Below are 11,946 nucleotides of genomic sequence, written 5' to 3'. Positions count from 1 at the left end.
ATAAAGAATAGCAAAAACATGGTAATAAGTTAACAAACTTTAACAGGAAAATAAATTTAAAAGGAAATCGCCTCCAAAAAATGAAGGCGATCTTTTATTGTTTTTGAATCATTCTTGCCTTTGACGGTCGGTATCTGACTCTTTTTATCTTTATACTACAATTCTTTTGTTACTGTTTCAGATAAAAGAACTGCCTTGTTTGAGGCAGTTCTTATTTTAAGCCTGCTGTACAGGATAGCAAATAAAGGTGATCATTCCTCCACCAGCAACCGGCATACAGATGTGACCCGGAGGGCACTCGCTGTGACTTCTGCAGCTATCACCAGTTCCGGCAGCACCGTTAATTTCTTTCATAACACTTTTTGAAAGTTTTTTCATTTTTTCCATTTTCAAAATTTTTAATGTTGGTTTTTTAAAAATACTGGACACAACAAACAAAACAAACTGAAAATCAAACGTTTAACAAAAATTTAACACATTCAATTGAAAACAGTATAAAATGATTCAATAGTAGATAACACCATCAATTGAAAGCTGATATTGTAAGAAATTTTTAAAGCTTCAACCTCCTGAATTTAACTGAAATATGGCCAGCTTTTTCTGCTTCACGAGCTTTCTGGTTCCCCATAAAGGTTAGTGAAACATGGAAAATTCTAATTTTATATATTCACATGAAAAAATCGCCTCCAGAAATGAAGGCGATTTTTTATTGTATTTGAATGAATTCTATCCCTGGTCTACAAGTGCAGCCATGTACTCTCTGTTCATTCTTGCAATATTCTCAAGAGAAATACCTTTAGGGCATTCTATTTCACATGCTCCTGTATTTGAACAGTTTCCGAATCCTTCTTCGTCCATGGCTTTCACCATATTAAGAACTCTTCTCTTCGCTTCTACTCTACCCTGAGGAAGTAAAGCATACTGAGAAACTTTAGCTCCCACGAATAGCATTGCTGATCCGTTTTTACAGGTAGCTACACAAGCTCCGCATCCGATACAAGCTGCAGCATCCATTGCTTTGTCTGCATCTTCTTTAGGAACAGGAATTGCATTGGCATCCAGTGTATTCCCGGAAGTATTCACAGAAATGAAGCCACCGGCAGCCATTACCCTGTCGAATGCGCTTCTGTCTACCATTAAGTCTTTGATCACTGGAAAAGCAGCACTTCTCCAAGGTTCAATAACGATGGTTTCTCCGTCTTTGAACATTCTCATGTGAAGCTGGCAGGTTGTAATACCCGTATCCGGCCCATGAGCTCTACCATTGATGTAAAGAGAACACATCCCGCAGATCCCTTCACGGCAGTCGTGATCGAAAGCAACAGGTTCTTTACCTTCGTTAATTAGATTTTCATTCAGAATGTCTAACATTTCCAGAAAAGAAGAATCTGTAGAAACATCTGATATTTTATAGGTCTCAAACTGACCTTTAGATTTATTATTTTTTTGTCTCCAAATTTTCAGCGTAAGATGTAAGCCTTTTTTTGCACTCATAATGTTATATTTATAGGTTGGAGATTATTTATTTGTAACTTCTAGTTTTAACCTCGATGTTTTCGTATATCAGTTCTTCCTTGTGCAACACCTCTTTATTGATGTCGCTACCCTGATATTCCCAAGCTCCAACGTATTTGAAGTTTACGTCGTCTCTTTCCGCTTCTCCATCCGGAGTGGCATGATCCCAACGGAAATGTCCACCACAGGATTCTTCTCTGTTCAGCGCATCGATAGCCATTAATTGACCTAATTCAAGGAAGTCCGCTACTCTGAATGCTTTTTCAAGTTCAGTGTTCATTCCATCGCTTTCACCAGGTACTTTTACATTCTTCCAGAAATCGTTTCTTACTTCTTCAATTTCTTTGATCGCTTCTTTTAATCCTTCAGGAGTTCTTCCCATTCCAACTTTATTCCACATAATGTGCCCAAGCTTTTTGTGGAAATAGTCTACTGAATGAGTTCCTTTGTTGTTCAGGAAGAAATCAATTTTATCTTTAATTCCTTTTTCAGCTTCAATAAATTCACCTGAATCGGTAGGAATAGCTCCCGTTCTGATATCCGCTGAAAGGTAATCTGCAATGGTGTAAGGAAGCACGAAATATCCGTCTGCAAGCCCCTGCATCAATGCAGAAGCCCCAAGTCTGTTCGCTCCGTGGTCTGAGAAGTTGGCTTCACCAATTACGAAACATCCCGGAATGGTAGACTGAAGGTTATAATCCACCCATACTCCTCCCATGGTGTAGTGTACCGCAGGATAAATCTTCATTGGCGTTTTGTAAGGATCATCGGCTGTAATTTTTTCGTACATAACGAAAAGGTTACCATATTTCTCCTCTACCCACTTTTTACCAAGATCATAGATCTGCTGATCTGTAGGATTATGAAGATGTTTTTCGATAGCAGCTTCTTTACCTTTTTTCATGATCTCTGTAGAGAAATCCAGGTAAACTCCTTCTTTAGTATCATTATTTTCGATTCCGAATCCGGCATCACATCTTTCCTTAGCAGCTCTTGAAGCAACGTCTCTAGGTACAAGGTTACCGAATGCAGGATATCTTCTTTCCAGATAGTAATCTCTATCTTCTTCTTTAATATTTTCAGGTCTCAGTTTACCTTCTCTGATCGCTACTGAATCTTCAATTTTTTTAGGAACCCAGATTCTTCCTGAGTTTCTTAATGATTCGGACATCAAAGTCAGTTTGGACTGTTGTGTTCCGTGAACCGGAATACATGTCGGGTGAATCTGCACGTAGCAAGGGTTGGCGAAATAAGCTCCTTTTTTGTGGATTTTCCAAGCCGCGGAAACGTTTGATCCCATTGCATTGGTAGAAAGGAAATATACGTTTCCGTATCCTCCGGAAGCAATTACTACTGCGTGCGCAGAATGTCTTTCGATTTCACCTGTCACCAGGTTTCTTGCGATGATTCCTCTTGCCTTTCCGTCAACAATAACAAGATCTAACATTTCGTGACGGTTGTACATTTTGATTCTTCCTTTACCGATCTGACGGCTCATTGCTGAATAGGCACCTAATAATAACTGCTGACCTGTCTGCCCTTTTGCGTAGAACGTTCTTTTTACCTGAACTCCACCAAATGAACGGTTGTCTAACTGGCCGCCGTAATCTCTACCGAAAGGAACCCCCTGGGAAACACACTGGTCAATGATATTAGCAGATACTTCGGCCAATCTGTAAACGTTGGCTTCTCTTGCTCTATAATCACCACCTTTGATGGTATCGTAGAATAACCTGTATGTTGAATCCCCGTCACCCTGATAGTTCTTAGCAGCATTGATCCCCCCCTGGGCAGCAATTGAGTGTGCTCTTCTTGGGGAATCCTGATAACAGAATGCTTTTACATTATATCCCTGCTCTGCCAGAGTAGCAGCAGCAGAACCTCCTGCCAAACCTGTTCCTACAACAATAATATCAATCTTATCTCTGTTGTTTGGGGCAACAAGGTTCATATGGTCTTTATGATTTTTCCACTTATCCTTTAAAGGACCTGCCGGAATTTTTGAATCTAATTTACTCATATTAGTATATTGATATTATTGAGTTACAAAGTGATAAATTGCGATAAAAATAAAACCTGCCGGGATAAGGATTGAATACCATTTTCCGAAAGCTTTAATTACCGGAGTATATTTTGGATGTCTTGCCCCGATTGACTGGAACGAAGACTGGAATCCGTGAGCTAAGTGTAGTCCTAACAGAACAAAAGAGATTACATATAAAGCCACTCTCCAAAGGTCTCCAAACTTCTCGTGCAGTTCCGGCCAGAAACGTTCAGCATCAGGAGCTGTTCCATCAACGTACTTATACGTAATTTCATGCAACCAGAAATCATATAAGTGAAGCGCAAGGAAAGCCAGAACAACGGCACCGGAAATAATCATATTTCTGGACATCCATGAAGAGTTCACAGAAGGATTGTTTGATTCGTACTTTACCGGACGTGCTTTATTATTCTTGATTTCCAATACAAATCCCATTACAAAATGGAAAATTACTGCAAAGCCAAGAATAGGCTGCATTAAGAACTGCACAAACGGATTATAGCCCATAAAGTCTGATGCGGTATTGAAAGCATCACGGTTAAGAACTGATAATAAGTTGGTTGTCAAATGCAGTATAAGAAAAATCAGCAAAAACATAGCTGATAATGCCATAGCATATTTTCTACCTATCGTAGAACTCGTTAAACCTGCCATATAAGTTTAAATTTGAATTTCCACAAAATTAAGAAATGTTAACAATATCGAAAAGTGAGAAATCTCACAATTAGCCAGTTTGTAATCTTTCTAAATAAGAGCTTTATACGTTGTAAATACGGGAAAAATGAATTTCAAACAAGGTTATTTTAAGGGATAAATTTGCCCTTCGTATTCCATGTGTTGTGCGGTAAGGGGAAAGGTTTTTACATCAAAGCTGCGAACCCGTCTGGAAGAGCAGTAAGGGCTTATAATAAACTTCCGGATCTTCTCTTCGTCCGACTTTTCAGAAACCCAGAATTCAGCTATATTTCCTTTTTTTATTGAAAAAATCCGGCTTTTATCCATCTCATAAAAAAGAATTTCATTCCTTTGGTTCTCATATACATTACATCCTGTACGAAAAATAAAAAATACAACCACTGCTGCCGTCATTCTAACTTTGTTTCTAAGACTATATTTCCTGAGCACAACTCCTGTCATATACACCATTATGAAGAGTAGAAACACTTCAGCCGGATTCATCGGAATATCCGTGTAAAACAGGGATTTGGATTCTGCCAGCCCATGAATCACCTTCAAAAGAATATTGATAGAGGAATCATAGATCACATTGAACAGGGTGAAATCAAGTTGCAGAGCGATAAGAACTGTCATCAGAAAAGAAAATACAATAACTGATTCCGAAAAGGGGATGATCAGGATATTTGCAGGAAAAGAAATCAGCGAAAACTGGTGAAAATAATACAGTATTAACGGCAGTGTTGCCAGCTGTGCAGACAGTGATATGGTTATGGTACTGAACAGCAGCTTTTTCAAATAATGGTCCTGTTCAGGAAAATACCGCAGTAAAGGCTGATTCAGCCAAAAAATGCCCAAAACAGCCAGAAAACTAAGCTGGAATCCAACATCAAAAATCTGCTGTGTATCCAGACACAGGATAATCAATGCCGAAAGGGAAAGTGAGTGAAGCAGATCCGGTTTTCTCTGAAGCAGCACATAGACAAAATAAACACTCAGCATAATACAGGAGCGGACCACAGAATTCCCGAATCCTATAAACCCGGCAAATAACCAGATGAAAAACAAGCTCAACACTACGGCATATTTCCTGAACTGAAGGGGGCTGAAACGCGTAAACAGAAAATAAAAGATACCGAAAATCACAATAATATGTGTTCCGGATATCGCCAGAAAATGGACCAACCCTGACCTGCTGAAATCCTGTACAGTATCAGAATCAGTCTCTGTTCTGTCTGCCAGGATCATGCCTTTTAAAAATTCCCGGGTTTTACCGGACATTGCTGAATGATCAATCATCAGAAGTACATCAAGCCGCCGCTGCTTAATTTTTTCGAAAGGGGTCATGTCACTCCTTACAGACGATGATATCCCGTCCAAAACATAGCATTGATATTCAATACCTTTCCGGTTTAAATACGCGGCATAATTAAATTGAAAATCATAAGGTGGCGACTCCGGTTTTGAAATATAAGCCTGTGCCTTGTAATAATGTTTAAAATCCAGTTCCTTATTCTTTTTAGGAATATAAATTACTGCATTCAGTTTCCGTTTTCCCACCTGAATTTCAGCTTCATATTTTTTATTTTTCTCCGTAGAATTTAATTTTTTTGAAATCTTAAAAATAATGGTTTCCCTGGAAGAAAATGAGTATTTCCGGGACTGAAACGTATTGAAAAAGTGGATAACCACAGCGGCTCCGAAAAACATCAGTCCCAACAGAACCGTTTTGGATTTATGCAGGAAATAAGAATGAAAAAAAGTCAGAATCAGAATAAGAACACAAGCTGAAATGACAAAATAAACAGATTTTCTACCCAGCAAAAAGTAATCCTGAAAAAAAATTCCCAGAATAAAGCATATAGTAAGAATAAGAAGAGGCTGTTTATTCACAATCAATATTTTGTCATAAAAAGTATTGATTTCTATATCCAGCTGTTAACACTGGCTTTGCAGGGTTGCAACATTTTAATAATGATGAATAAACAACAGAAAGCCTGAATATTTACTATAAAATCAAGAGTTTACAGAAAAACAAAAACTATCGTTTATAAATTTGGTTTGTATTGAAATTCAGGTTTAAATCTTAAACAATCATTATCTTTTCAGGAACCGGTCTGTCAGCCTTTTGGTTTCATTAATGTAAAACCATGAATCTTTTCCATAATCTTCGTAAGTAAAGGTTCCTGAATTTTTAGAAACTGCAGGCTCTATCTGTGTTCCCTCATGCCATTCATTAAAGGATGTTATACCTATCAGCTCCGGTTTAACTTTTATGGCTGCATCAAACATTCTTTCATAATACTTTCCGCTCTCCCTGCTTTTAAAATTGGCGCTGTTCCAGGGTCTAATTCTTGTATCAGAATATCCGGGACCAACACAGGGAATAAACATAAGATGATGCTCTTTTGCATACTGAGACAGATAATCCCAGTTAGAAACCGTACTCCCGAAAACAAAACCTTCACTGGCAAAGTAAGTATAAAAACCATCAAAACCTGATTTTCCAAAGAAATCCGCATCATTTTTCTCAACCCACAAACCTATATAAAGGGCATCCAGTTCTGTTTTTCTTAATGTTTCTTCTCCGTTTTCAGAAAGTAATTTTGACCATTCTTCCGGTGAAATTTTATAGCTGTCGTACACATAAAATAAAGGTTTCCCATCTTTTCTGTAAAAAGCATGATGGCGGGAATAGGTATGAATCAGATAGGAAATCTGTTCTTTAAATTCAGAAATATTTTTATAAAATGGCTCTATATGAAATGCAATTTTAAGTCCCTGCTGATCTGCGGCATCCAGATATCTGCTAACACTTTTATCGGTAAATGAATCTTTGCCCAGCCAGCTTATGACCAATACTCCAACTCCGGATTCTCTGATCATCTTCATATGTCTGCCGATAATTTCAGGGTCATTGGAGCTGTAATTTCCTAAAGCCGGATAGAAGTTTGCCCCGATATCATCACCCCCTTTATAGTTTCCCAGGTTGTTCCACTGAGGATCCTTCCAATGCGGGAGAATATCATGATTCCAGTGATGATACTGTCCATCAGCAGCAGGATTTCCGTACCAGCCGTAATAGAAGATCTGTATTTTTTCCCGGGCACTTTGTGCAGAAAGCTCTGATACTGAAAACAAAACTATGAAAAACGTCAGTACATTTTTTAAATAATTCATCTTAACCAGTCTAAATTCACAGTTATTAACAACTTCTGAAATACCTGTTCCATTATGATCTTTGTCCTTTCAGAATGACTTCAGCAGCATGATCGCTGGCTCCTTTTCCACCCAGCTTTTCCCTTAGAAGGCTATAATCTTTCAGTACTTTTTCTCTTGTTTCTCCCCCTAACATTTTATTCAGTTCATCCACCAGGTTTTGGGTTGTAAGATCATTCTGAATCAGCTCTTTTACCACCTCCCGGTCCATAATGAGGTTGACCAGGGAAATGTAATTGATATTTTTCACAAGCCTTTTGGCAATTGCATAAGAAATACGGCTTCCCCGGTAGCATACTACTTCCGGAATATTCAAGAGTGCAGTTTCCAAGGTGGCTGTTCCGGAAGTAACAAGCGCTGCTTTGGAGCACCTCAGCAGGTCATACGTCCTGTTGGAAACAAAATGCACATTGCCATCTACATATTTCTGATAGAATTCCTTCGGAAGACTTGGAGCACCGGCAATCACGAACTGATAATTTTTAAAATACGGCCTTACGGAAAGCATGATCTCCAGCATCTTTTCCACTTCCTGCTTTCTGGAGCCGGGAAGCAGGGCAATAATTTCTTTTTCGTTCAGCCCGTTTTCTTTTTTAAAATCTTCAATATTAATATCCTGAAGCGTGGAAATAGCATCAAGCAGCGGATGTCCTACAAAATGGGAATGTACTCCGTGCTTTTTGTAGAAGTCTTTCTCAAATGGAAGAATCACCATCATTTCATCCACGTATTTTTTAATGATTTTTACCCTTCCTTCTTTCCAGGCCCATAGCTGAGGAGAAATATAATACACAACTTCAATACCGAGTTTTTTCGCAAATTTTGCAATTCTTAAATTAAACCCCGGATAATCAATCAGGATCAGTACATCAGGTGTATATCTCTTAATATCTTCTTTACAGAATTTGATATTGTTCAGGATAGTTCTAAGATTCATGGCCACTTCCAGAAATCCCATAAATGCAAGATCACGGTAATGTTTTACCATTGTTCCGCCCTGCTTCTGCATAAGATCTCCCCCCCAGAATCTGAATTCTGCATCAGGATCCTTCTGTTTGAGGGCTTTCATTAAATTGCTTCCATGCAGATCTCCGGAAGCTTCACCGGCAATAACGTAATATTTCATTTCTTTCGAAATCTGTTTTATTTGTATAATTTCCACCTCACTTTTATCATGGGAGGTTTCTATAATAAGGATAGAGAACAAATTAAGTCTGGTATAGATCTAATTTGTAAATTTGCTCAAAGATAATGATAAAAATGTCAGAAGAATTTGAAATCCGAAATAAAGTTGCGGAAAGCGGTTTAATCAATTTTGACCTTACCGATCTTGTTCCGAAAGGCGTAAGAAAAGGCATTGACCTTAAAGATTTCCTGTTCATGGAAATGATTCTCAAGGAAAAGGATTTCCGCGAAAAAGTAGCGGCCATTGATGTTGAAGAATATCGGGACGCGTATGTTTATATTTATAATTCCGCGGAGGCTATCGTCCCTCTTTGGGCTTATTTTTTATTGACGGCTAAACTGACAGATGTTACTAAAAAAATCGTTTTCGGAAATCGTGAAGATCTTGAAGTTATCCTGATGCATAATGCTATCCAACGGTATGATTTTGATGAAATGAGAGGAAAAAGAGTGCTGGTAAAAGGGTGTTCAGATAAAGAAATTCCGGAAAATGCTTATATAGAACTGGTTGAGCAGCTAAAGCCTATTGTAAAATCTTTAATGTTTGGAGAGGCATGTTCTAATGTGCCCATTGTAAAGAATTAGTTTTTCAAAAATCTGAACCTATGGCTGCCTGGTTCTAATGATTCTAAATTTTAACAATAATTATGAACCATAGAAATTTTATCAGGCATATTTTTTGATAACTTTGGTTCACTTAATTTTTAAATAAACACAAACATGAGTTTAATTGACCTACTTACAGGGAACACCAGCAATCAGGTTGCTGAGCAGGCTGAAAACAAATTTGGAATCAGCAGAAACCAGATTATCGCTCTACTGGCAGTCGCTGCCCCTCTGATTATTTCTTACCTTAGAAACAAATCACAGGACGCCAAAGAAGCAGAAGCCCTGAACAATGCACTGGATAAAGACCACGACGGAAGCATTCTTAACGATGCTTCACAAATTGAATCAAGACAGGCTGAAGGCGGATCTATCCTTGACCATATTTTTGGAGGACAGAAAAACAATGTAGAGAACCAGCTTTCTCAGAATACAGGAATCTCCATCGACAAAATAGGACCTATCCTTGCGATGCTTGCTCCTGTTGTGATGGGCTATATCGGTAAAGAAAAGCAACAGGGTAACGTAGGTGCTGGCGGTTTGGGAGATCTTTTAGGAGGAATCCTTGGAAATGCATCCAACCAGGCTCAGGCTCAACAGTCTAATCCTTTGAATGATATTTTAGGAAGCGTTTTAGGAGGAGGGCAGTCTCAGTCTTCAGGAAATCCGCTGAATGACATTTTAGGAAGTGTACTTGGAGGTGGAAGCAATCAACAGCAAGGAGGAGGCTTAGGCAGTATTCTTGGAAATATTTTAGGAGGAAAATAATTTAATTTGTATATCTGAAAAGGCCGGAGAAGTTTCTCCGGCCTTTTTACTTTTACGACTTTGCTTTGTTTTCGGCAGCCCTTTTAGAGGATTTTCTCGGTCTTCTTTTTCCATAGCTTCCCGAATTGATCTTTCCTCTTCTTGATTTTTTGTCTCCTTTTCCCATAGTAAAGTATTTGTTGATTAAAACGAATTTACAAAAAACGGCTTAAAACACAGGAAATAAAGCTGTTAAAATTTTTATAAAAGTGGGAAGATGGAAGTTTAATACTACCCCGTTCAACTGGAAATCTATTTATTTTGACTTAAATTAAAAGGCTGGAAGTAAAAAACAGATTAATTCTTCAAAACTTCATCAATAAAAACTTTTTATTCTGAACTGACATTCTTTAAGCATTTTATTATCCTTCAAAATCACCGCAGTCATGCTCCTTGAAAAGAGGCATAGCCTTTTGTGTGGTAAAATATCTGGAAACTCTTTTGTTATTCAATTCCAGTTTCCGGCCTTCTACAACCAGCTCGTAAACGGGTGCCTTATCTATTGGGGTTAAAATATAAATTCTTTCCGGCGTTTTCAGAATCGTTTTGTTTCCTTCATTAAAAAAAGAAAAGTCAGTGATTTCGAAAATATCTTTCTCATCGCAGACGTTGGTCCATACCATCTTATTTTTTGTCACGGATAAGCCTGCCAGATCGCAGGAGTAGCAGTTACCGGAGAACTCTATCCCATATTTCTCATATACATTAGTACTCTTACTGTTCAATACATCAATAGGAACTAGCGCTGAAAAGTCGCCCGGCAGCTCTGGGTTTGATATCGTCTTCTTTACCGGAGTAGGCACAGCAGCCGTATCCGTTTTTTTTGCCTCCGCAGAATCAGTCCGATTCACTTTTTTTTCTGCTGAAGGTGAGCAGGAAGCCAGAAAAGTGATCACTACTGAAAAGCTGATTATTACGTTTTTCATCTCTATACAATCGTTTACAATAATTAATTTACTGTTTGTAAAATTGTCTAAAATACCCCGTTATATATATCCCTGTTTTCAGCCATTTACGCCCCGTATCAGGCCGTTTTGTTGGCTATTGATCTGAATACTAGAAGAAGGTTAGGTACTTAAGGTCCATTATAAAATCAAATTACCTGACTTTCAAACCTCCTCTCCCTCAGCTTCCTGCTTCAAACCTGCCTGAATCCGGAATTATGATCCCGTACTGAGAGGAGTTAACGAAGCTTAAAAACCCCTGAAATCAGCCAGTGTTTAGTGGATTAAAGTCCAATATCTTTGCAGCAGTTATTTAAAGATGTACAATGAAAAAAATAAGTTTAACCCTCCTTTTTTCTTTATTAAGCTTAATGACTTTTGCCCAGTCGTTAAAAGTAGTTATTAAGCAGGACGGAAAAATCATCAAGCCTGTTAATGATGTTTATGATCTGAAAAAATCTGCATTCCAGTTTGAAATTACCTCTACAAATCTTGAAGGTTTTTTAGTGGGAGCTACCACAAATAAAGATATTTATGCAGCTGCTTTAGGTGTTTACAATGCCGAAGTGCCATGGTTTCAGAATACGGGTATGGCGGAGGAACTGTATAACAAGGACAAAGAGCTGTTTCTGATGGACCAGGCCCCATCGTACTGGTATTATACCGATGCCAAAGATCACAGATTTGATAAAAATCCTAAAGGCAGCTTAAAACAGTGGACAGGCACGCGTACAATTACGAGATTTTATGACGTCATGGTAGATCAGCCTATCAACCTGAAAGATTTTGACGGGAGAGTTTACCTGCTGATGTATGAGCCTGTATATAACGATGAATATGATTTAACGGGAAAGAAAAACCTGTTCCAGGCTGCGTTGAGATTTAAAGATTAATGATAGACACCTAATTATTTGATTTTATATAAAAAAGGTCTGCTTTTACGATGTAAGC

The 11,946-nt window shown here is 38.2% G+C and carries 12 protein-coding genes; 3 read left to right on the top strand and 9 right to left on the bottom strand.

What is annotated here, in order from left to right; genetic code table 11:
- Window positions 1–216: 216 nt before the first annotated feature.
- The 7 genes from AOB46_RS23480 to lpxB form a co-directional block, all read right to left on the bottom strand.
- Window positions 217–387: a hypothetical protein gene (locus tag AOB46_RS23480; protein ID WP_185113891.1), complete on the bottom strand. Its 171-nt coding sequence runs from the start codon at window positions 385–387 to the stop codon at window positions 217–219.
- A gap of 339 nt (window positions 388–726) precedes the next feature.
- The gene (locus AOB46_RS19040) at window positions 727–1,494 is read right to left on the bottom strand and encodes a succinate dehydrogenase/fumarate reductase iron-sulfur subunit (protein WP_062702352.1); all 768 of its coding nucleotides are present in this window, start codon (window positions 1,492–1,494) and stop codon (window positions 727–729) included.
- A gap of 28 nt (window positions 1,495–1,522) precedes the next feature.
- A complete protein-coding gene (locus AOB46_RS19035) occupies window positions 1,523–3,535 on the bottom strand; it encodes a fumarate reductase/succinate dehydrogenase flavoprotein subunit (protein ID WP_062702350.1) in 2,013 nt (670 codons plus the stop codon).
- Between the two features lie 15 nt (window positions 3,536–3,550).
- Window positions 3,551–4,213: a succinate dehydrogenase cytochrome b subunit gene (locus AOB46_RS19030; protein WP_062702348.1), complete on the bottom strand. Its 663-nt coding sequence runs from the start codon at window positions 4,211–4,213 to the stop codon at window positions 3,551–3,553.
- A 144-nt stretch (window positions 4,214–4,357) separates the two neighbouring features.
- Entirely contained in the window at window positions 4,358–6,127 is a 1,770-nt protein-coding gene (locus AOB46_RS19025; RefSeq protein WP_082377266.1) for a ComEC/Rec2 family competence protein, read from the bottom strand.
- Between the two features lie 204 nt (window positions 6,128–6,331).
- Window positions 6,332–7,414, bottom strand: coding sequence for a glycoside hydrolase family 99 protein (locus AOB46_RS19020; protein ID WP_062702344.1), 1,083 nt, complete (start codon window positions 7,412–7,414; stop codon window positions 6,332–6,334).
- 52 nt (window positions 7,415–7,466) lie between these two features.
- Entirely contained in the window at window positions 7,467–8,579 is a 1,113-nt protein-coding gene (gene lpxB, locus AOB46_RS19015) for a lipid-A-disaccharide synthase (RefSeq protein ID WP_062702414.1), read from the bottom strand.
- A gap of 134 nt (window positions 8,580–8,713) precedes the next feature.
- Between lpxB and AOB46_RS19010 the strand changes: the two genes are divergently transcribed.
- Together AOB46_RS19010 and AOB46_RS19005 are read left to right on the top strand one after the other, a co-directional pair.
- On the top strand, window positions 8,714–9,223 hold the full coding sequence (locus AOB46_RS19010; protein WP_062702342.1) for a DUF2480 family protein: 510 nt from the start codon (window positions 8,714–8,716) through the stop codon (window positions 9,221–9,223).
- A gap of 135 nt (window positions 9,224–9,358) precedes the next feature.
- The gene (locus tag AOB46_RS19005) at window positions 9,359–10,012 is read left to right on the top strand and encodes a DUF937 domain-containing protein (protein WP_062702341.1); all 654 of its coding nucleotides are present in this window, start codon (window positions 9,359–9,361) and stop codon (window positions 10,010–10,012) included.
- Window positions 10,013–10,064: 52 nt separating this feature from the next.
- Here AOB46_RS19005 and AOB46_RS22990 read toward each other — a convergent pair whose 3' ends face one another.
- Together AOB46_RS22990 and AOB46_RS19000 are read right to left on the bottom strand one after the other, a co-directional pair.
- Window positions 10,065–10,178 (bottom strand): 30S ribosomal protein THX, encoded by a 114-nt coding sequence (locus AOB46_RS22990; protein ID WP_082377253.1) that lies wholly within the window; start codon window positions 10,176–10,178, stop codon window positions 10,065–10,067.
- Between the two features lie 235 nt (window positions 10,179–10,413).
- Window positions 10,414–10,977: a hypothetical protein gene (locus AOB46_RS19000; protein ID WP_062702339.1), complete on the bottom strand. Its 564-nt coding sequence runs from the start codon at window positions 10,975–10,977 to the stop codon at window positions 10,414–10,416.
- 344 nt (window positions 10,978–11,321) lie between these two features.
- Between AOB46_RS19000 and AOB46_RS18995 the strand changes: the two genes are divergently transcribed.
- Window positions 11,322–11,888 (top strand): hypothetical protein, encoded by a 567-nt coding sequence (locus AOB46_RS18995; RefSeq protein ID WP_062702337.1) that lies wholly within the window; start codon window positions 11,322–11,324, stop codon window positions 11,886–11,888.
- Window positions 11,889–11,946: the final 58 nt, after the last annotated feature.

Source organism: Chryseobacterium indologenes (genome assembly GCF_001295265.1).
GTDB lineage: Bacteria > Bacteroidota > Bacteroidia > Flavobacteriales > Weeksellaceae > Chryseobacterium > Chryseobacterium indologenes_A.
This window is presented reverse-complemented; position numbering and strand designations above follow the sequence as displayed.